The 20,834-nt window shown below is 66.0% G+C and carries 18 protein-coding genes; 12 read left to right on the top strand and 6 right to left on the bottom strand.

The annotated features are described in order from the left end of the window. Window positions 1-40: 40 nt before the first annotated feature. Entirely contained in the window at window positions 41-1,138 is a 1,098-nt protein-coding gene (gene queG / locus ACFJI2_RS22090; RefSeq protein WP_377701923.1) for a tRNA epoxyqueuosine(34) reductase QueG, read from the top strand. Between the two features lie 192 nt (window positions 1,139-1,330). Here queG and ACFJI2_RS22085 read toward each other — a convergent pair whose 3' ends face one another. Together ACFJI2_RS22085 and ACFJI2_RS22080 are read right to left on the bottom strand one after the other, a co-directional pair. Further along, complete coding sequence (locus ACFJI2_RS22085; RefSeq protein ID WP_107876578.1) at window positions 1,331-1,918, bottom strand: response regulator; 588 nt, start codon at window positions 1,916-1,918, stop codon at window positions 1,331-1,333. 17 nt (window positions 1,919-1,935) lie between these two features. Continuing rightward, window positions 1,936-3,933: a PAS domain S-box protein gene (locus tag ACFJI2_RS22080; RefSeq protein ID WP_377701922.1), complete on the bottom strand. Its 1,998-nt coding sequence runs from the start codon at window positions 3,931-3,933 to the stop codon at window positions 1,936-1,938. Window positions 3,934-4,061: 128 nt separating this feature from the next. Here ACFJI2_RS22080 and ACFJI2_RS22075 point away from each other — a divergent pair, with 128 nt between their 5' ends. From ACFJI2_RS22075 to ACFJI2_RS22045, 7 genes are all read left to right on the top strand, one after another. Next, entirely contained in the window at window positions 4,062-5,048 is a 987-nt protein-coding gene (locus ACFJI2_RS22075) for a TRAP transporter substrate-binding protein (protein WP_377701920.1), read from the top strand. 71 nt (window positions 5,049-5,119) lie between these two features. Next, window positions 5,120-5,692, top strand: coding sequence for a TRAP transporter small permease (locus tag ACFJI2_RS22070; RefSeq protein WP_377701919.1), 573 nt, complete (start codon window positions 5,120-5,122; stop codon window positions 5,690-5,692). After that, the gene (locus ACFJI2_RS22065) at window positions 5,689-6,969 is read left to right on the top strand and encodes a TRAP transporter large permease (RefSeq protein WP_377701918.1); all 1,281 of its coding nucleotides are present in this window, start codon (window positions 5,689-5,691) and stop codon (window positions 6,967-6,969) included. Before ACFJI2_RS22070 ends, ACFJI2_RS22065 begins: the two co-directional genes overlap by 4 nt. Before the next feature lie 383 nt (window positions 6,970-7,352). Continuing rightward, on the top strand, window positions 7,353-7,850 hold the full coding sequence (locus ACFJI2_RS22060; RefSeq protein WP_377701917.1) for a methylated-DNA--[protein]-cysteine S-methyltransferase: 498 nt from the start codon (window positions 7,353-7,355) through the stop codon (window positions 7,848-7,850). Then, window positions 7,826-8,728: a site-specific tyrosine recombinase XerD gene (gene xerD / locus ACFJI2_RS22055; RefSeq protein ID WP_377701916.1), complete on the top strand. Its 903-nt coding sequence runs from the start codon at window positions 7,826-7,828 to the stop codon at window positions 8,726-8,728. Before ACFJI2_RS22060 ends, xerD begins: the two co-directional genes overlap by 25 nt. Before the next feature lie 73 nt (window positions 8,729-8,801). Beyond that, a complete protein-coding gene (locus ACFJI2_RS22050; protein ID WP_377701915.1) occupies window positions 8,802-8,984 on the top strand; it encodes a hypothetical protein in 183 nt (60 codons plus the stop codon). Window positions 8,985-9,100: 116 nt separating this feature from the next. Further along, the gene (locus tag ACFJI2_RS22045; protein WP_377701914.1) at window positions 9,101-9,709 is read left to right on the top strand and encodes an immunoglobulin domain-containing protein; all 609 of its coding nucleotides are present in this window, start codon (window positions 9,101-9,103) and stop codon (window positions 9,707-9,709) included. Between the two features lie 104 nt (window positions 9,710-9,813). Here the strand turns inward: ACFJI2_RS22045 and ACFJI2_RS22040 are convergent, their stop codons facing one another. Genes ACFJI2_RS22040 through ACFJI2_RS22030 form a run of 3 tightly spaced genes read right to left on the bottom strand, consistent with a single transcriptional unit; the run spans window position 9,814 to window position 15,005 of the window. Continuing rightward, a complete protein-coding gene (locus ACFJI2_RS22040; RefSeq protein WP_377701913.1) occupies window positions 9,814-10,587 on the bottom strand; it encodes a hypothetical protein in 774 nt (257 codons plus the stop codon). A gap of 14 nt (window positions 10,588-10,601) precedes the next feature. Beyond that, window positions 10,602-13,730, bottom strand: a complete 3,129-nt coding sequence (locus tag ACFJI2_RS22035; RefSeq protein ID WP_377701912.1) for an efflux RND transporter permease subunit — start codon at window positions 13,728-13,730, stop codon at window positions 10,602-10,604. A gap of 3 nt (window positions 13,731-13,733) precedes the next feature. After that, window positions 13,734-15,005: an efflux RND transporter periplasmic adaptor subunit gene (locus ACFJI2_RS22030; RefSeq protein ID WP_377701910.1), complete on the bottom strand. Its 1,272-nt coding sequence runs from the start codon at window positions 15,003-15,005 to the stop codon at window positions 13,734-13,736. A gap of 248 nt (window positions 15,006-15,253) precedes the next feature. On the opposite strand from ACFJI2_RS22030, the gene ACFJI2_RS22025 reads away from it, so the two are divergent. Beyond that, window positions 15,254-17,740 carry an EAL domain-containing protein gene (locus ACFJI2_RS22025; RefSeq protein ID WP_377701909.1) on the top strand — a complete coding sequence of 829 codons (2,487 nt, stop codon included), beginning with the start codon at window positions 15,254-15,256 and terminating at the stop codon, window positions 17,738-17,740. A 90-nt stretch (window positions 17,741-17,830) separates the two neighbouring features. Here the strand turns inward: ACFJI2_RS22025 and ACFJI2_RS22020 are convergent, their stop codons facing one another. Beyond that, window positions 17,831-18,802, bottom strand: a complete 972-nt coding sequence (locus ACFJI2_RS22020; protein ID WP_377701908.1) for an endonuclease/exonuclease/phosphatase family protein — start codon at window positions 18,800-18,802, stop codon at window positions 17,831-17,833. 36 nt (window positions 18,803-18,838) lie between these two features. On the opposite strand from ACFJI2_RS22020, the gene ybaK reads away from it, so the two are divergent. From ybaK to ACFJI2_RS22005, 3 genes are all read left to right on the top strand, one after another. Beyond that, complete coding sequence (gene ybaK, locus ACFJI2_RS22015) at window positions 18,839-19,330, top strand: Cys-tRNA(Pro) deacylase (RefSeq protein ID WP_377701907.1); 492 nt, start codon at window positions 18,839-18,841, stop codon at window positions 19,328-19,330. A gap of 87 nt (window positions 19,331-19,417) precedes the next feature. After that, window positions 19,418-20,053, top strand: a complete 636-nt coding sequence (gene plsY, locus ACFJI2_RS22010) for a glycerol-3-phosphate 1-O-acyltransferase PlsY (protein WP_377701906.1) — start codon at window positions 19,418-19,420, stop codon at window positions 20,051-20,053. 57 nt (window positions 20,054-20,110) lie between these two features. After that, complete coding sequence (locus ACFJI2_RS22005; RefSeq protein ID WP_377701905.1) at window positions 20,111-20,764, top strand: DsbA family oxidoreductase; 654 nt, start codon at window positions 20,111-20,113, stop codon at window positions 20,762-20,764. Window positions 20,765-20,834 lie beyond the last annotated feature (70 nt).

Here is a 20,834-nt window from a genome sequence, read left to right as displayed (position 1 = left end):
AATAAAATGTGGTGTTGTAGACCGTTGCATTGTAAAGCCGATGTCCCCTGCCGACCTGAATTTAGCTGAACTAGTCCATTCCATCAAGGCGTGGGGCACCGAGCTGGGCTTCGCCGAAGTGCGCGTGGCCGACATCGACCTGTCGGCCCAGGAAGCGGGCCTGCAAGCGTGGCTGGACGCCGGCATGCACGGTGAAATGGATTATATGGCAACGCACGGCATGAAGCGCGCACGCCCGGACGAGCTGGTGCCCGGCACGGTGCGCGTGATCACCGCGCGCATGAACTACCTGCCCGCCTCGCTGGACGAGGACTGGCGCGAACGCGAGGCGGCCCGCATCGCCGACCCGTCGGCGGCCGTGATCTCCGTCTACGCGCGGGGGCGCGACTACCACAAGGTGCTGCGCGCACGGCTGCAGCAGCTGGCCGACCGCATCAAGGGCGCCGTGGGCGAGTTCGGCTACCGCGTGTTCACCGATTCGGCGCCGGTGATGGAACTGCCGCTGGCCGAAAAGTCCGGCCTGGGCTGGCGCGGCAAGCACACCTTGCTGCTCAACCGCAGCGCCGGCTCCATGTTCTTCATGGGCGAAATCCTGGTCGACCTGCCGCTGCCGGTGGACGAGCCGACCGGCGCGCACTGCGGCCAGTGCAGCGCCTGCATCACCGCCTGCCCCACGCAAGCCATCCTCGGCCCCGGGCGGCTGGACGCGCGGCGCTGCATCTCCTACCTGACCATCGAGCTCAAGAACGCCATCCCCGAAGCGATGCGGCCGCTGATCGGCAACCGCGTGTACGGCTGCGACGACTGCCAGACCGCCTGCCCCTGGAACAAATTCGCCCAGCGCGCCACGCTGCCGGACTTCGACGAGCGGCACGGCCTGGGCAGCGCCGGCATGGTGGAACTGTTCGCCTGGAGCGAGGACGAGTTCAACCGCAAGATGGAAGGCAGCCCGATCCGGCGCATCGGCCACGAGCGGTGGCTGCGCAATCTCGCGGTCGGCCTGGGCAACGCAGCCGCCGCCGGCGCGCGCGGCGATGCCGCCATCGTGGCCGCGCTGGAGTCGCGCCGCGAGCACCCCTCGGCGCTGGTACGCGAACACGTCGCCTGGGCGCTCGCCCGCCACCGCGCCGCAAACTAGGCCCGCCTCCCGCATCCACCCAGCGCCCCGCGTTCCCAAGCCGGGGTCAGATCCGGCATCGCGCCACGAGCTCGGCTGTATCGGCCGCCTACGGTTGAGGCCGTGGCGTGATGCCGGATCTGACCCCGGGGGGAGTGGGATCTGACCCCGGGGGGAGTGGCGTGATGCCGGATCTGACCCCGGGTGACGGGCTTATTTGAGCAGGCCGGCCAGTTCGACGGCGGTCTTGACTTGCATCTTGTCGAAGATGTGGGCGCGGTGGACTTCGACTGTGCGCATGCTGATGCCGAGCTGGTCGGCCACTACCTTGTTCATCTTGCCGGCCAGGATCAGGTCCAGCACTTCGCGCTCGCGCGTGGACAGCGTGGCCAGGCGCGCGTGCACGGCCGCCGCGGCGCTGGCCTGGCGCGAGTTGGCCAGGCCTTCCTGCACCCGGTCCATCAGCTGGTTGTCGTTGAAGGGCTTTTCGAAGAAGTCGAAGGCGCCGCGCTTGAGCGTGTCCACCGCCATCGGCACGTCGCCGTGGCCGGTCAGGAAGATCACCGGCAGGCGCTGCGTCAGGCCGCGCGCGGCCAGCTGGTCGAACACGGCCACGCCGCTGATGTCGGGCATGCGCACGTCCAGCAGCACGCAGTCGCCCTGTTCGTCGAAGGCGGCGCGCTCGGTCCAGGCCAGGAAATCGGCCGCGCTGGCGTAGGCCGTGGCGGGGATGGCGCGCGACGAGGCCAGCCAGGATAGCGAGTCGCGCACGACGGCTTCATCGTCGACAATATGCAGCATATAAGTCCCCTGTTGTTTTAGTGCGCGCCGGCGGCCGGCAGCGTGAATACGAAAATGGTGCCTCCGGCCGGATTGGCCTTGTGGATCAGCGTGCCGCCATGGAATTCTATCGCGGTGCGGCAAATGCTCAAACCCATGCCCATGCCTTCGGCCTTGGTGGAGAAGAAGGGCGCGAACAGGCGCTCGGCCACGTCGTCCGGGATGCCGTGGCCCTGGTCGATCACTTCCACCGCCACCTGCGCGGCGGCCGCGTCGTGGCTGGCGCGCACGCGCAGCACGCGCCGCTCGGGCGGCACTTGGGCCATCGCTTCGATGCCGTTGCGCGTCAGGTTCAGCAGCACCTGTTCTATCATCACGCGGTCGGCCAGCACCGGCGGCAGCGCGGCCGGGATGTCGGTGTGCAGCGATACATAGCTTTGCCGCGCCTGCAGTTCGATCAGCGCTTCGATGCCTTCGAGCAGCGACTGCACCGCCACTTCGCGCCGCTCCGGTTCGCGCTTCTTGACGAATTCGTGCACGCTGCGGATGATCTGCCCGGCGCGCTGCGCCTGGGCGCCGGCCTGCTGCAGCGCCGGGCGCAGCAGGCCGCAGTCGAGCGGCTGGCCGGCATCCTCGGCGCGCGCCATCACGTTCAGCGCGCCGGTGGTGTAGCTGGAGATGGCCGCCAGCGGCTGGTTCAGCTCGTGCGCCAGCATCGACGCCAGCTCGCCCATGGTGGCCAGGCGCGCGCTGGTCTGCAGCTTTTGCTCCTGCTGCCGGTTCAGCTCTTCGATGCGCTTGCGGTCCGAGATGTCGAGGATGGAGCCCATCCAGCCGGTCTGCTGGCCCTTGTTGTCCACCAGCGGCGCTTCGAAGATGAGCACCGGCACCCGTTCGCCGGTGGAGCGCTGGAAGATGGTTTCGAACTGCGGCGTGACGTTGCCGGCCAGCACGCCGGCAAAGCGGTGCTGGTATTCGGTCATCGCTTCCGGCGCCCAGTAGGGCATGGGCGGCAGCTTGCCGATCAGCTCTTCGGGCGGATAGCCGACGATCTGGCAGAAGGCCGGGTTGACGTAGGTGACGCGGCCTTCCAGGTCGCGCGCGCGCAGGCCGGTGACCAGCGAGTTTTCCATCGCCGTGCGGAAGGTCATCTGCTGGCGCAGCGCGCCTTCGGCGGCCAGGCGGCGCGAGATGTGGCCCCACAGCGCGAGCAAGCTCCACAGCAAGGCCAGCGACAGCGCGATCACCGAGCCCACCAGCAGGTTGGGCAGCAGGCGCGGCTCGCTTTTCACGCTGTCGGTGAGCAGGGTGACGGTGGTGCCGGGCAGGTCCAGCGCGCGCTTGTGGGTGTAGACGCCGTGGCCGGAGCCGGCCGCCGAGCGCCGCGCCAGCACCTTGTCGTCGCGGTCGAGCAGGGTGATCTGGTTGTCCTGGGCGAACCACCACGGCACCAGCTCGTCGAGCACGGTGGCCAGCGAGTAGTGCGCAACCAGCGAGCCCAGGTATTGCTCGCCCTTGTAGATAGGGTAGTGGTAGTCCAGGCCGGGTTTGGTGCCGCCGGGCAGGATCTCGGGCTGGCTGTAGATGGGCTTGCGGGCGCGCCGCGCGTGCTCGGCGGCGGCCAGCGAGTGCGGCCCCAGGCCGGCCTGGGCCTGCGGCGTGCCGCTCCCGTCGCTGGTGGCGGCCACCGTGCCGTCCGGCGTGACCCAGGTGACGCGGCGGATTTCGTGTCCAGTTTGCAACAGTTGTACCAGCCGCGCGTGCAATTGTGCCGGGCTCAGGTGGCCGGCGGCGATCTCGCCGCTCAGGCCGCGCATGGCTTCTTCGTGGCGCCCGAGCTGGAAACGGATGGTCTGCTCCACCCACAAGGTGTCGGCGATCAGCTGCTCCTGGCGCTCGCTGCTTTCCATCTGGCGCGCCTGCCAGGGCAGCCAGATCAGCACGGCCAGGAAGAACAGCACCAGCACCACCGGCAGCAGCCAGCGCACCGGATTGGCAAAGTGCAGGCGCGGCGGACGGTCGGCGGGTTTGGTCATGGGCGGAGCATCAAACTTTCAGGTGTCGCCAGCTATTGTGGTTTTCCACAGTTGCCGTGTATCTTACGACTGTTACAAACTGCTAACGTAAGCATAATAATGTACTTTAACCCCTCGGGAGACCTCACATGAAATTGAAAGCCACCCTGGCCGCGCTGTGCGCCGTCGCCAGCTTCAGCGCCTTCGCCCAAGCCCCTATCGTTATCAAGTTCAGCCACGTGGTGGCGACCGACACGCCGAAGGGCCAGGCTGCCGAACGCTTCAAGCAACTGGCCGAGAAAGCCACCAATGGCCGCGTGAAGGTCGAGCTGTACCCGAACAGCCAGCTGTACAAAGACAAGGAAGAGCTGGAAGCGCTGCAGCTGGGCGCGGTGCAGATGCTGGCGCCGTCGCTGGCCAAGTTCGGCCCGCTGGGCGTGAAGGAATTCGAAGCCTTCGACCTGCCTTACATCTTCCCCACCAAGACCGCGCTGTACAACGTGACCGAAGGTCCGATCGGCAAGGGCTTGCTGAAGAAGCTGGAAAGCAAGGGCATCACCGGCCTGGCGTACTGGGACAACGGCTTCAAGGTGATGTCGGCCAACAAGCCGCTGCGCACCCCGGCCGACTTCAAGGGCCTGAAAATGCGCATCCAGTCGTCCAAGGTGCTGGACGCGCAGATGCGCACGCTGGGCGCCAACCCGCAGGTGCTGGCCTTCTCCGAGGTGTACCAGGCGCTGCAGACCGGCGTGGTGGACGGCACCGAGAATCCGCCGTCGAATATGTACACCCAGAAGATGCATGAAGTGCAGAAGCACGTGACCGTGTCCGACCACGGCTACCTGGGCTATGCCGTCATCGTCAACAAGAAGTTCTGGGACGGCCTGCCGGCCGACATCCGCACCGCGCTGGAAACGGCGATGCGCGACGCCACCACGTTTGAAAAAGCCATCGCCCAGCGCGACAACGACATGGCCATGGACGCCATCAAGAAGGCCGGCAAGACCGAAATCTACAACCTGAGCGCCAAGGAACAAGCCGAATGGCGCAAGGCGCTGCTGCCGGTCCAGAAGGACATGGAAGGCCGCATCGGCAAGGATCTGATCCAGGCCATCAACAAAGAAGCCGCCAAGTAAGCCGGCTGTAGCGGGGCGGCGTCCTGCCGTCCCGCCTCTCCTATTCCTCTTTCTCTGGAAAGATCTCGACCATGAAATTCCTGGACCACCTGGAAGAATGGCTGATCGCGACCCTGATGGGTCTGGCCACCTTCATCATTTTCGTGGCGGTGGTGCACCGCTACCTGGCGGGCCTGCCCATCCCCGGCCTGCAGGACGCCCTGATCCAAATTAACACCAGCTGGGCGCAAGAGCTGTGCATCTACATGTTCGTGTGGATGGCCAAGTTCGGCGCCGCCTACGGCGTGCGCACCGGCATCCACGTCGGCGTGGACGTCATCATCAACCGCATGAGCACGCCATGGCGCAACAAGTTCGTCGTGTTTGGCCTGCTGGCCGGCGCGCTGTTTACCGGCATCGTCGGCACGCTGGGCGCCAGCTTCGTGTGGGAAATCGGCCACACCGAGCAAACCTCGGCCGACCTGGAAATCCCGATGTGGCTGGTGTACCTGGCCGTGCCGCTGGGTTCCTACCTGATGTGCTTCCGCTTCCTGCAAGTGATGGTGGCCTTCGTGCGCACCGGCGAGCTGCCGAAACACGACCACTCGCACGTCGAGGGCCTGGAAGACGAACTGAAGGCTGAAGAAAAAGGAGCCAAAGCATGAACGCCATGATTATTTTCGTGCTGCTGCTGGCGCTGATGCTGACCGGCATGCCGATCTCCATCTCGCTCGGCCTGACAGTACTGACCTTCCTGTTCACCATGACCGACGTGCCGATCGAATCGGTGGCGCTGAAGCTGTTCACCGGCATCGAGAAGTTCGAGATCATGGCCATCCCGTTCTTCATCCTGGCGGGCAACTTCCTCACCCACGGCGGCGTGGCGCGGCGCATGATCAACTTCGCCAGCTCCATGGTGGGCCACTGGCACGGCGGCCTGGCGCTGGCCGGCGTGCTGGCCTGCGCGCTGTTCGCGGCCGTGTCGGGCTCCTCGCCGGCCACCGTGGTGGCAATCGGTTCCATCATCCTGCCGGCCATGGTGCGCCAGGGCTATCCGAAAGGTTTCGGCGCCGGCGTCATCACCACCTCGGGCGCGCTGGGCATCCTGATCCCGCCGTCCATCGTGATGGTGATGTACTCGGTCACCACCAACACCTCGGTGGGCAAGCTGTTCATGGCCGGCGTCATCCCCGGCATCATGCTGGCCTTCTTCCTGGGCCTGACCACCTGGTTCCTGGCCCGCAAGCACAACTACCCGCGCTTGCCGAAAGCCAGCTGGGGCGAGCGCTGGGCCACCTTCCGCAAAAGCGCCTGGGGCCTGCTGCTGATCGTCATCGTGATGGGCGGTATCTACTCCGGCGCGTTCACGCCGACCGAAGCGGCCGCCATGGCAGCCGTGTACGCCTTCGTGATCGCCGTCTTCGTCTACAAAGACTTGAAGCTCAAGCAGGTGGGCAAGGTGCTGCTGGACTCGGCGGCCATGTCGGCCATGCTGCTGTACATCATCACCAACGCGGTGCTGTTCTCCTTCCTGATGACCAGCGAAAACATCCCGCAGGCGATGGCGGAATGGATCACCGGCCAGGGCCTGGGCGTGATCACCTTCCTGCTGGTGGTGAACATCCTGCTGCTGTTGGCTGGCAACGTGATGGAGCCGTCCTCCATCGTGCTGATCATGGCCCCCATCCTGTTCCCGGTGGCCATGAAGCTGGGCATCGATCCGGTGCACTTCGGCATCCTGATCGTTGTCAATATGGAAGTGGGCATGTGCCACCCGCCGGTCGGCCTGAACCTGTATGTGGCGTCCGGAATCACCAAAATGGGGATTACCGAGCTGACCGTGGCAGTGTGGCCGTGGCTGCTCACCATGCTCTGTTTCCTGGTGCTGGTGACTTACGTACCACAAATTTCCCTGTGGTTGCCGAACTTAATTTACTCCTAAACTAAAAAAACTCCGGGCTCAAAAAAATGAGCAAAAAGCGAAGTGGATCAGTTATGATTGCTTCGCTCCAGAGGCAAACAAAACAAATAACGATATGTGGTCTGGTAGCAAGAACACAGAGTTTAGTGGGGAGAGTAAATAAAAACGGCCTTGGATGCCGCATATACATTGAGGAGACACACGGTTCACAGTATGTCGTTGGAAGATCGCCGAAGGCCGCCACAAGTGTGCTACGTCGACGCCAAACGGCCGGTTCCGTGAGAGCAGGATTGAAAGCGCACTCTTATAGTGCGCTTTTTTTTTGCGCCGCCCTATTTTGGTGGTGTAGTATTGCTGCAACAGCGAACGTAACAACTGTGATGAATAAACAACAGAGTAGCAATATGTTTAACGCCATCGTCGCCACGCCGTTCGGCGCCATGGGCATCCGCACCGGCGGCGCGCTGGTGACGGAACTGGTCTACCTGCCGGCCGATTACGCCGAGAAGGATGCGCGGGACGCGGTGGCCGCGCTGGCGGCCGAGCAGATCCTGCGCTACTGCGCCGACGCCGATTTCCCTTTCAGCCTGCCGCTGGCCCGGGTCGGCAGCGAATTCCAGCGCCGCGTGTGGGCCGCCATCTGCAGCATTCCGCGCGGCCAGGTGCGCACCTACGGCGAACTGGCCAAGTTCCTGCAGTCGGCGCCGCGCGCCATCGGCCAGGCTTGCGGCCAGAACTGGTTCCCGCTGGCCGTGCCCTGCCACCGGGTGACCGGGGCCAACGGCCTGGGCGGCTTCGCCCACCACGACGACGCCAACGGCTTCCACCTGAACGTGAAGCGCTGGCTGCTGGCGCACGAGGGACACAGCGAGTACGCATGGCAGCAGACAACCTTGCTCTGATCGACGAGTTCTGCGACGCGCTGTGGCTGGAGGACGGCCTGGCGAAGAATTCGCTGGACGCCTACCGGCGCGACTTGCGCGCCTTCGCGCGCTGGCTGGAGCTGGCGCGGCCCGGCGTGGCCGGCCTGCACGCGGTGGCCACGCACGACATCGACGCCTATTTCAGCGCGCGCCACGAGGACACCAAGGCCAGCACGTCCAACCGCCGCCTGTCGGTGCTGAAACGCTATTACCAGTATGCGCTGCGGCAGAAGCTGGTGGCGGCCGATCCGTGCCTGAAGCTGGCCTCGGCCAAGCAGGCGCAGCGCTTCGTGCACACGCTGAGCGAGGCCCAGGTGGAGGCGCTGCTGGCCGCGCCGGACGTGCGCACGCCGCTGGGCCTGCGCGAGCGCACCATGCTGGAGCTGATGTATGCCAGCGGCTTGCGCGTGTCCGAGCTGGTGGCGCTGAAGACCTTCGAGCTGAGCCTGAACGACGGCGTGCTGCGCATCACCGGCAAGGGCGCCAAGACGCGGCTGGTGCCCTTCGGCGGCCAGGCGCGCCAGTGGATAGAGCGCTACATGAAGGAGGCGCGCTGGGCCATCCTGGACGGCCAGCAGGACGATGCGCTGTTCATCACCGCGCGCGGCGGGCCGATGACGCGCCAGATGTTCTGGGTCATCATCAAGAAACACGCGCACAAGGCCGGCATTACCTCGCCGCTGTCGCCGCACACCCTGCGCCACGCCTTCGCCACCCATTTGCTCAACCATGGCGCCGACCTGCGCGTGGTGCAGTTGCTGCTGGGCCATTCCGACATCTCCACCACGCAGATTTACACCCATGTAGCGCGCGAGCGGCTGAAGCAATTGCATGCGCAACATCATCCCCGGGGCTGAAAAATTTGCGTCGGCCCCATCTGCGTCATAATGTAGCTGAACGAACACCGTTCGCAACATAGAGAGGTGGCAAATGGCTAAGACAAATTTCCAGTATGAAAAGCGCCAACGAGAGCTGGAGAAGAAGAAAAAAGCCGAGGAAAAGGCCAGGCGCAAGCTGGAAGCCAAGAACAAGCCGGAAGGCGAGCAGGGCGAGCACGATGCGGACGAGGCAGGCAGCGACACGCCGGAGGACGAGGCGCCGGCGCAGGACTAAGCTGGGCAGGCTGTTACGTTTGGTCACACTTTATTGCTAAGATTTACACTGGACCGCGTATGGCCGGTACGCGCGCGGTCCTATACTCTCGCTGACCTCATTCCAGCGAAAGTGTTATGAAAAAGTATATGCTCCAGATGTCGGCCTGTGCCATGGCCATCGCGCTGACCGCCTGCGGCGGCGGCGGCGACAGTACCGAAACCGCCACTGCGGACACCGCGCCTGCCATTACCACCCAGCCTGCGGCCTTGACCGTGGTCGCCGGCCAGGATGCCACCTTCAGCGTGGTCGCCACCGGCGGCAAGCTGAGCTACCAGTGGCGCAAGGACGGCCTGGCCGTGCCCGGCCTGACCGCCAGCAAATTCACTTTCGCGCCGGCCTATGCGACGCACGCCGGCAGCTACGACGTGGTGGTGAGCAATAGCCTGGGCAGCGTCACCAGCACCGCTGCCGTGCTGACCGTGGGCATCGTCCCGGCCGTGACCACGCAGCCGGTGTCGCAGACCATCGCCGCTGGCAAGCCGGTGACCTTTACCGTGGCCGCCACCGGCAGCGATACGCTGACTTACCAGTGGCGCAAGGCGTCCACCAACATCGCCGGCGCGACGGCGGCCAGCTACACCATTCCTGCCGTGGCTGCGGCGGATGCGGCCAGCTATGATGTGGTGATCACCAACACCTACGGCAGCGCCACCAGCGCCGCTGCGGTGCTGACCGTCAATTAATTCGCTGGCGGCTCCCGGCGGGTTACGCGGGCCGCTTGCGCGGCCCGCTAACCCGCCCTACGTATCGAAATCGAAAAACCGCCCGCACCGCCGCGATGCTGTTGCTATGTCGCCGGCTCTTCATAGCGCAGTTCTATCAGCGCGTCGTCCGGGTAGGCCTTGTTGCCCAGCGGCGGCGTATAGGACGTGCGTTCGCTGTTCAATTTCAGCGGCACCCGCAGTTCGCCGTGCGTCAGCGTGGCCGTGGCGATGCGCTGCTCGGCCGCCGTGGACAGCTGTATCTTTTCGTGGCTGCACCAGTCGGTGGTCAGCAGCAGGGTGTTGATCATGCTGGTCAGCCAGAAGCCGATTTCCTCCTTGGCCGTGGCCACCAGCACCTTGCATTCCAGCCGCAGGTCGCCCAGGCGCCGCATGCCTTCGGGTACGCCCACGCTATGGATGTCGGGCTGCCAGCGGTAGCCGCCCTTGGGCTTGTTCAGCAGCAGGTCCGCGTTCTCCCTGGCCGCCTGCTCGTTGCGGGGCAGCGAGAAGGTGTGGTCGGCGGCAATCGGCAGCGGGATGGAAATGGTGTCGCCGGCGATGCGCATGGCGAGGCTGTCCATGTCGGTGGATGGCTTGCCGCTGCGCGCGCGCAGCTTGAAGCGCACTTCCGGCGCCGTGGGCGCCAGCGCATGGTAGTCGTCGAAGGCGTCCAGGCCGGCGGCCATCACGCGGTAGGTCTTCAGCTCGGGATTGCGGATGCCGTTGACGACCACGGCGTTCTTGTCCGCAGCCGGCTCGGCCGGCACCGGCGGCTCCGCTGCGGCGGCGGGCGCGGCGAAGGAACACAGCAGCAGGGCGGCGGCCAGCGCGCCGCCTGCGGTTTTCAGTCCAGTCATGCAGCTCCCCATGGTCAGGCGACATCCGCCATTTTTTTCTGTTCCGCCACGGCCGCCACGGTGGCCGCCTTCTGCTTGCCGCCCAGCCAGCGCGCGCAGCGCTTGCCCAGCGTGTCCAGGTAGGTGTAGGCCACCGGCACCACCACCAGCGTGAGCAGGGTGGAGGTGATCACGCCGCCGATCACCGCGCGGCCCATGGGCGCTTGCGTCTCGCCGCCGTCGCCCAGGCCGATGGCCATCGGCAGCATGCCGAAGATCATGGCCAGCGTGGTCATCATGATGGGGCGCAGGCGCACCTGGCCGGCCTGCATGATGGCTTCGCGCTGGCCCAGGCCTTGCTGCTGGCCGTGGTTGGTGAAGTCCACCAGCAGGATGGCGTTCTTGGTCACCAGCCCCATCAGCATGATGAAGCCGATCACCGAGAAGATGTTCAGCGTGCTCCCGGTAATCAGCAGCGCCAGCAGCACGCCGATCAGCGACAGCGGCAGCGACGTCATGATGGCCACCGGCTGCAGGAAGCTGCCGAACTGCGACGCCAGCACCAGGTAGATGAAGATCACCGCCACGCCCAGCGCCGTCATGGCGCCGCCCATGGTTTCGGCCATCTGCTGCGCGTTGCCGGCCACGTCGAAGCGCACGCCGGCCGGCAGCTCGATCGATTTGATGGCCTTCTGCACGTCGGCGTCCACGTCGCCGCCGGGACGGCCTTCCACGCCGGCGTAGATCGCCACGCGGCGCTGCAGGGCCTGGCGCTTGAGCACTTGCGGGCTGGACGAGGGAATGAAGTCCACCACCTGGCGCAGCGGCACCATGCGCGGCGTGCCGTCCGCGTTCAGCTTGCTCGACGCGATCGACAGGTCTGCCAGGTCCACCACGCGCTGGCGGCCCGATTTCGGCAACTGCACGTTCACTTCGTAGTTCTGGCCGTCCGAGGCCAGCCAGTGGCTCACCTTCTCGCCCGCCACGAAAGGCCGCAGCGCCGCGCCGATCTGCTGCACCGACAGGCCCAGGTCGCTGGCCAGCTCCTGGTTGATCTTGATCATGGTGGACGGGTTGGCCCCTTCCTGGCTGTATTCCAGGTCGGCCACGCCCTTGATCTTGCGCATCTTGTCCATCAGCTGGTGCGCCACGGCGTCCAGCTTGCCTTCGTCGGTGCCCAGGATGGCGATGAAGATGGGCTTCTGGCCCACCGACAGCTGGATGCCGGCAATCGGCGCCAGCCGTTCGCGGATGGCTTTTTCCAGCGCCTTCTGCGAGCGGCGGTGGGTCTTCTTCACGTCCGTCAGCTTCAGGTTCACCTCGGCCGAGTTGCGGCCGTCGCGCGTGCCCACGTTGGACAGGATGCTGTCGATCTCCTTGAACGGCGCCAGCGCCGCTTCGACCTGCTTCACCTTGTCGTTGGTGTATTCCAGGCTGGAGCCGACCGGGGTCTTGAAGCGCATATTGACCCAGCCTTCGTCCGTTTCCGGGAACATCTCGCCGCCTATCATGGGCACCAGCATCAGGCTGCCGGCGAAGATGGCGGCGGTGACGGCCAGCGTGGTCTTGCGCCAGTTCAGCGCCACGGCCAGCACCTTGCCGTACACCACGTGCAGCCAGTCCACGCCGCGCTCGACGAAGTCCATGAAGCGGCCCAGCCACGGCAGGTATTTGAAGCGGTTTTCTTCCGGGTCCGGCCACACCGAGGACAGCATCGGGTCCAGCGTGAAGGAGACGAACAGCGACACCAGCACGGCCACCGCCACGGTGATGCCGAACTGCAGGAAGAAGCGGCCGATGATGCCGTCCATGAAGGCCACCGGGATGAACACGGCCACGATGGCGAAGGTGGTGGCCATCACCGCCAGGCCGATCTCGTTGGTGCCGTCCTCGGCCGCCTGGTGGTGGTCCTTGCCCATGCCGAAGTGGCGCACGATGTTCTCGCGCACCACGATGGCGTCGTCGATCAGCAGGCCGATGCACAGCGACAGCGCCATCAGCGTCAGGAAGTTCAGCGTGAAGCCGAAGGCCTGCATGGCGATGAAGCTGGCCATGACGGAAATCGGCAGCGTCAGGCCGGTGATGATGGTCGAGCGCCAGGACTTGAGGAAGAAGAACACGATCACCATGGTCAGCACGGCGCCTTCGATGATGGTGCGCTTCACGTTGTCGAGCTGGCTTTGCACGCGTTCGGACTGCGAATCGAGGATGTGCAGGCGGATGCCTTCGGGCAGCGTCTTCTGCATGTCCTCGGCGGCCTTGCGGATGCCGTCGCCCACCACCACCACGTTGGCGTCCTGCACCTTGGTCACTTCCAGCGAAATGCCGGGCTTGCCGTCGATGCGCGAATACGATTGCGCTTCCTCTTCGCCGTCGACCACGCTGGCCACCTGGTCCAGGTAGACCGGGCCGTTGGCGCGGCGCGCCACGATGATCTTGTTGAACTCGCGCGCATCCTTGATCTTGCCTTCCACCCGCACCAGCTGCTCGGTGACGGACTGGCTGATGTTACCGGCCGGCAGGTTGGCATTGGTGGTCTGGATCGCGCGGATCACCTCGTCCACGCCGATGCCTTGCGCCGTCATCTCGTTGGGCTTCAGGCTGATCAGCACCTGGCGCTTGGTCGTGCCCAGCACGCGCACCTGGCCCACGCCGGCCACGTTCTGGAAGCGCTTGGTGATGATCTGGTCGGTCATGGTGGACAGCTCGCGCAGGCTGTGCTTGTCCGAGCTGAGCGACAAGGTCACCACCGGGCGCTCGTTGTCGCCTTCCTCGCGCGCGATGAAGGGGTCCTTGGCTTCCTTGGGGAAGCGCGGGCGCACCAGCGCCACCTTGTCGCGCAGCTCCTGCATGGCGCGGTCCATATTGGTGGACAGCTGGAATTCCAGGTACACGCCGGCCCGGCCTTCCCAGGAGTTGGCGCGGATGGTCTTCACGCCGCTGACGGTGTTGACGATGTCCTCCACCGGCCGCGTGATGTCGTTCTCCACCGCTTCCGGCGATGCGCCCGGATATTCGATTTCGATGGCGGCAAAGGGGAACTGCACATTGGGCATGCTTTCCACGCCCAGGCGCTTGTAGGCGAACAGGCCCAGCACCATGAGCGCCACCATCACCATGGTGGCGAACACCGGGTTTTTGATACTGACTTTAGTGATCCACATGGCTTAGCTCCGCTGGCCTGGCACGCTGGCCTTGGCGCTGGCCGTGGCCGCCGCCGGCGCCGCGCCGGCCGGCATGGCCAGCTTGACCCTGGCGCCCGGCTTCACGGCGTCCAGCTTGGCCACGATCACTTGCGCGCCGGCCTGCAGGCCTTCGGTCACTTCGGCGTAGCCGCTGTCCTCGTTGCGCAGGCCCAGTGTCACCGGCTGCGCCACCACCTTGCCATTGTCCACCTTGTACACCACCTGGCGGCCGTTGTCGGTGCGCAGCGCGTCCACCGGCACCAGCGGCATCACGGCCGACCGTTCGGTGACGATATTGCCCTTGGCGAACATGCCGCCCAGCAGGGCGCCGTCCTTGTTCTCCACCGAAATGTAGACCAGCATGGCGCGCGAGCCGGGCTCGGCGGTCGGATTGATGCGCGCCACCTTGCCGTGGAATTCGCGCTGCCGGCCATGGGCCGAGAAGCCATCGACCCGGAAGGCCACGTCCTGGCCCGCTTTCACGCGCGGGATCTCGGCGGTCGGCACTTGCGCCTCCAGCGTCAGCTCGGACAGGTTGACAATGGTGTAGACGGGCATGTCAGGCGCGACTTTTTCGCCCGCCTGCACATGACGTTTGGAGACGACGCCGCTCATCGGCGCGCGGATCACGCTGTCGTTCAGCGCGATGCGGGCCAGCTCCACCATGGCGCTGGCCGATTTCACGTTGGCGCGCGCCAGTTCCACGCCGTTGGCGGTAGTGTCGTAGGAAGTCGAGGAAATGTAGTTCTGCTTGAGCAGGGCCTGGCTGTTGGCGTGGTTGCGGCTGGCCAGGGCCAGCTTGGCCTGGGCCTCGTCCAGCATGGCCTGCTGCTGCGTCAGGCGCGCCTGCAGGTCGGCCTGGTCCAGCCGCGCCAGCACCTGGCCCTGGGTCACGGCCATGCCTTCGCGCACGGCCGCTTCGCGCACTTCGCCGGACACCTTGGACTTGATGGTGGCCTGGCTGATGGGCGCCAGCGAGCCGGACAGCGGCAGGCTGAGCGACAGGGCGCGCGCGTCGATGGCGGCCACGTCGGCGGCGGCCAGCTCGTACACCTCGGGACCCTTGGGTTTCTTGTCGGCGGCCGGCGCTGCGCTGGCGGCAGCAGGCGCCTTGCTTTTGGCTTGCATCACGGTCCAGCCGCCGCCGGCCAGGGCCAGCACGACCAGGATTGCTGCCGGCGCGCGCCACCGTGGGGCCGCCTTGTGGGCGGCTGCGGTGGGCTGGGAGGGCAGGGGCAAAGTCTCTATTTTCATTTTTCTGTCCCTATGGGGGCAAGTCGGGGAATTCGGATGCTGCCACTCTAGGGAATTTCAAGCTCCCGCACCACGCCGGTGCGACAAGATGGCGAAAAAGGCAGCTGAACTGCAGAAAGCCGGGATGAAAGGCGCCGCCGGGCCTCGTCACGGGCCGCACCTTTGACGAATCGCAAGGCGGGCGCCCAAGGCAGGGGCGAAGATGGCCGAATCGCCCCCAGCGGGCACAAGCTCGCAGAGAGGCCTTTGTGGACCCGCAACAACCCAACGACGCCCCGCCCCCGCCCCTGCCCGGCGCCGTCCCCGTGCCGGACGCGCTGGACCTGATTTCCCGCTTGATCGATACCGTGGAGCCATCCCAGCTGGTGGCCGTGCACTGCATGGACGAGGCCGGCGACGTGCTGTTCTGGAACAGCAGTTGCGCCGAACTGTACGGCATAGCCTCCGGCGATGCGCTGGGCCGGCCGCTGTCCAGCCTGCTGGCCTACGAACAGGCGGACGAGCATGCGCGCGCGCTGGCGGATGCCTGGCAAAGCGGGCGCGCCAAGCCGGCCCGCGACTGGCAGGTGAGCACGGCCGGCGGGCGCCGGCTGTGGGTCAGTTCGACGCTGTTCCCGGTGGCGCAGGACGGCGTGGTGCGGCAAATATTCTGCGTGGACGCCGACATCACCGCGCGCCGCATGGAGGAGGCGGCGTTGCGCGCGGCCGGCGCCAACTTCCTGCAACTGTATTTACGCTCGAGCGACGCCATCCTGATGCTGCAGGGCGAGCGCATTACGGACCTGAACCCGGCCGCGCTGGCGCTGTTCAAGTGCGCCAGCCGCGAACACATGGTGGGGCGCCGCCTGCGCGACTTTTCCACGCCGCAGCCGCCGGACGGCACCGGCATGCCGCTGCCGCACGGCGCGGACGAGCACGGCCACGGGGACAGCAGCCTGCGCTACGACTGGCGCTTCCTGGACTGCGCCGGCCAGGCGTTCTGGGCCGAAGTGCTGATGACCTCGATCTCGGCCGACCACGGCTACCTGTTCTACGTGGTGGTGCGCGACATCAGCGCCCGCAAGCAGGCCGAGCGCACGCTGCACCTGGCGGCGCAGGTGTTCGAGAATTGCCGCGACGCCATCGTGCTGACCGACCGCGAGCGCCGCATCATTGCCGTCAACCGCTCCTTCACCTTGATGACCGGCTTCCCGGCCGACGACATGCTGGGCCGCCCGCTGCGGCTGCGGCGCAGCGGCGTCCATACGCACGACTTCGAGCGCCAGGTGTGGCAGGAGATGGACGCCACCGGCCACTGGCAGGGCGAGGTCAGCTGCAGTCGCAAGAGCGGCGAGCTGTTTCCCGGCTGGCTGTCGCTGACCACCATCCGCGACAGCAGCGACCGGGTCAGCAACTACATGGGCATGCTGTCCGACATCACCGACCGCAAGCGCAGCGAGGACCACACGCGCCACCTGGCCGAGCACGATTTCCTCACCGACCTGCCGAACCGCGTGCTGCTGCTGGACCGGCTCAGCCTGGCGCTGGCGGCGGCGCGCCGCAACCACACCATGCTGGCCATCCTGTTTATCGACCTGGACCGCTTCAAGGCAGTGAACGACACGCTGGGCCACCAGGTGGGCGACGAGCTGCTCAAGGAGATCGCCGCGCGGCTGGTGAAATGCGTGCGCGGCGCCGACACCGTGAGCCGCCAGGGCGGCGACGAATTCCTCATCATCCTGGCCGACATCGGCGGCGTGGACCAGGCCGCGCACGTGGCGGGTACCGTGCTGGGCGCCATCGGCCAGCCTTTCCAGCTGGGACCGCACGCGCTGCACGTGTCCGGCTCCATCGGCATCAGCATTTATCCGAACGACGGCGACGGCATCGAGCAGCTGATCCACAACGCGGACGTGGCCATGTACCACGCCAAGGAAAGCGGGCGCAACGGCTTCCAGTTCTTCAACGCCGACATGCACGCGCAGATCGCGGAGCGGGTGCAGCTGGAAAACGGCTTGCGGCAGGCGCTGCGCGCGCAGGAGTTCGAGCTGGTCTTCCACGCCGAGCTGGACATCGCCAGCGGCGCGCCGGTGGGCGCCGAAGCGCTGCTGCGCTGGCGCCATCCCGAGCTGGGCCTGCTGCGCCCGGAGCGCTTCATGGCCGCCGCCGAGGACGCGGGCCTGATGGTGCCGATCGGCAACTGGGTGCTGCAGCAGGCTTGCCGCAGCGCGCAGCGCTGGCACGAGGCCGGCTTTCCGCTGGTGGTGGCGGTCAACCTGTCCGGCGCGCAGTTTGCGCAGAAGGGGCTGCTGGCCGGCGTGAGCGAGGCGCTGGCGCTGTCCGGGCTCAAGCCGTGCTGGCTGGAGCTGGAGCTGACCGAGGCCATCATCATGAAGGGCGGCAGCGCCGCGCACGACACGCTGCAGGCGCTGCACGGCCTGGGGGTGCGGCTCACCATAGACGACTTCGGCACGGGCTATTCGCGCCTGGGCTACCTGAAGGACTACCCGGTGGACAAGCTGAAGATAGACCAGTCCTTTGTGCACACGCTGGACGGCAACACGGCGCTCATCAGCGCCATCGTGGCCATGGCGCGCAGCCTGAACATGGTGGCCATTGCGGAAGGGGTGGAAACGCAGGAGCAGCTCAACTTCCTGCACAGCGTGGGCTGCCACCAGTACCAGGGCTACCTGGCCGACGCGCAGGTGCGCGCCACTGCGCTGGGCACGCTGCTGGCGGGTTACGGCTCCGCCTAACCCGCCCCACGGGACATGATACCGAACCTGATACGGCACGCCGCGACCGCGTAGGGCGGCTTAGCCGCGCAGCGGCGTAAGCCGCCGAGCTCAGCGCAGCCGCAACCTCACCAGCACCTGCCCGTGGTCCGACGTCTCCGGCCGCTGCTGGCTCAGGTGGTCGTTCATATACGCCACGTCATACACGGAGCCGATGGCGCGCGGCGAATCCGGGTGAAACTCCTCCGACACCAGCACATGGTCGATGGTGCTGTAATGCCCCTCGTGCACGGTGGTATAGCCCACCTGCCGCAAATGGTCCTGCCGCAGCTGGATCTGCGCGCAGTCGAACATGCGCCCCCTCAACTCCTCGCCCGGCTCGCAGGCCGTGCTCCAGCCCGGATTGGCCCCCAGCACGATGGTGGTGGTGACGGCATCGGCCGTATCATTGAAATCGCCCATGACGATGCAGGGCCGCTTGCCGTCCTTCATCACCTTGCTCAGCAGCACGCGCAGCGCCACCGCCTCGGTGCCGCGCCACACCAGCGAGCGCAGATTGGCCAGCGCGTAGTGCAGCGGGTCTTCGCCGCAATCGTCGCGCCGGTAGTCCGGGCGGCGCGACTTCAGGTGCACCACCACCACGTCCACGATGATCTCGTTGCGCAGCACCACCTGCGCGTGCAGCGGCGCGCGCGCGAAGCGGTCGGAATCGGGATTGCCGGAGTCGGACACCACGCCCTGCGGAAACTCGGCGTACACCTCGGGCGCCGCCGCCAGCGGCAGGCGCGACACCAGCGCCACATTGGGCGTCAGCCGCGTGGCGTCCGGGTCCGGGTCGAAGCCGGCATGGATCGCGTCCTTGTATTTGCGGGTGCGGGACAGCACGTCGCGCAGCGCAGCCTGGGAAAAGATTTCCTGGAAGCCAACCACATCGGCGTCCAGCTGGTCCAGCTGCTGCGCGGTCCACTCGGCCTTCGCTTCGTATTCCTGTTCAGAAAGAGGCGGCAGGTTATCGTACAATTGAACGCCCGGCGGGGCGAGATTGCAGACGTTGAACGTGGCAAAGCGAATTTCTTCCCGCATAACGAAACTCCTATTGAACGGTTAGCGTATCACGGCATGGCCAAAAAAGAGCATATTTCGGAAACCCCGGCGACCCAGATGCTGCGCAAGCACAAGGTGGCGTTCTCCGAACACCCTTACGAATACGAAGAGCACGGCGGCACCACGGTGTCCGCGCGCGAGCTGGGCGTGGACGAGCACGCCGTCGTGAAAACCCTGGTGATGCAGGACGAGGCGGCCAAGCCGCTGATCGTGCTGATGCACGGCGACTGCAAGGTGTCGACCAAGAACCTGGCGCGCGGCATCGGCTGCAAGTCGGTCGAGCCGTGCAAGCCGGAAGTGGCGCAGCGCCATTCCGGCTACATGGTGGGCGGCACGTCGCCGTTCGGCACCAAGAAGGCCATGCCGGTCTACGTGGAGGAGTCCATCCTGGCGCTGGACAAGATCTACATCAACGGCGGACGGCGCGGCTACCTGGTCGGCATCGCGCCGCAGGTGCTGCTGGACTTGATCCAGGCCAAAGCCGTGCATTGCGCGCTGGCCGATTGACGGCCGCCTGTTGTATAGTCGTCAGCCGCCGCAGTGGCCGGCATTAATAAAACAAGAACAGAACAAGATAGAACAAGAAGGGTACGTATGAATACAGCACTGATCACCGTGGCCATGGCCGTGGGCGCCTACCTGCTGGGCTCGATCTCCTTTGCCGTGGTGGCGAGCAAACTGTTCGGCATCGCCGACCCGCGCACCTACGGCTCCAAGAACCCCGGCGCGACCAACGTGTTGCGAAGCGGCAACAAAAAAGCCGCCATCGCCACCCTGATCGGCGACGCCGCCAAGGGCTGGCTGGCCGTGTGGCTGGCGGTGCATTACCAGGAGCGGCTGGGCGTGGAAGACATCGCCATCGCGCTGGTGGCCATTGCCGTGTTCCTGGGCCACCTGTGGCCGATCTTCTTCCGCTTTGTCGGCGGCAAGGGCGTGGCGACCGCGGCCGGCGTGCTGCTGGGCCTGAACGTCTGGCTGGGCCTGGCAACCCTGGCCACCTGGCTGATCGTGGCCTACGCCTTCCGCTACTCCTCGCTGGCCGCGCTGGCCGCCGCGCTGTTCGCGCCGTTCTACTACGGCCTGCTGTTCGGCATCGATTCCATCCTGATCGCCGTGGTGGCGATGAGCATGCTGCTGCTGTTCCGCCACAGCGCCAATATTTCGAACCTGCTGGCCGGCAAGGAAAGCCGCATCGGCAGCAAGAGCGCGGCCGCAGCGAAGAAGAAGTAAGCGTTGAAATAGTCCGTGGCGGCCCCATCTTGCAGGGATTCACTCTGCGAGGCCGCCATGACTACCCCCATCAAAATCGATTTCGTTTCCGACGTTTCCTGCCCCTGGTGCGCCGTGGGCCTGAACGCGCTGGAAACCGCGCTGAAGAACATCGGCGCCGAGGCGGCCCCCGCGCTGCACTTCCAGCCCTTCGAACTGAACCCCAACATGGGGCCGGAGGGGCAGGACATCACCGAACACATCGCCCAGAAATACGGCGCCACACCGGAGCAGCAGGAACAGTCGCGCGCCATGATACGCCAGCGCGGCGCCGACGTCGGCTTCGACTTCGCAATGGGCAAGCGCAGCCGCATCTACAACACCTTCGACGCGCACCGCCTGCTGCACTGGGCCGGCATGCAAGGCGCGGACCTGCAGCGCGCGCTCAAGCACGCCCTGTTCACCGCCTATTTCACCGAGGGTGAAGACCCCAGCTCGCACGCCGTGCTGCAGGCGGCCGCCGTCAAGGCCGGGCTGGACGCGGAAGGCGCCGCCGCCGTGCTGGCCTCGGACCGCTACGCGGCGGAGGTGCGCGCCGCCGAGCAGTTCTACCAGGGCCAGGGCATCAACTCGGTGCCGGCCGTGATCATCAACGACCGCCACCTGATCTCCGGCGGCCAGCCGGCCGAGCTGTTCGAGCGCGCGCTGCGCCAGATCATGGCCGGGGCCTGAAGCGCGCCGATTTGCTGCCAGCCCGGGCTTGCGCTAAACTTGTCTATGTAGCACCGAAGCTTATAGACTA

This window comes from Pseudoduganella sp. UC29_71 (genome assembly GCF_042693265.1).
GTDB lineage: Bacteria > Pseudomonadota > Gammaproteobacteria > Burkholderiales > Burkholderiaceae_D > Rugamonas.
This window is presented reverse-complemented; position numbering and strand designations above follow the sequence as displayed.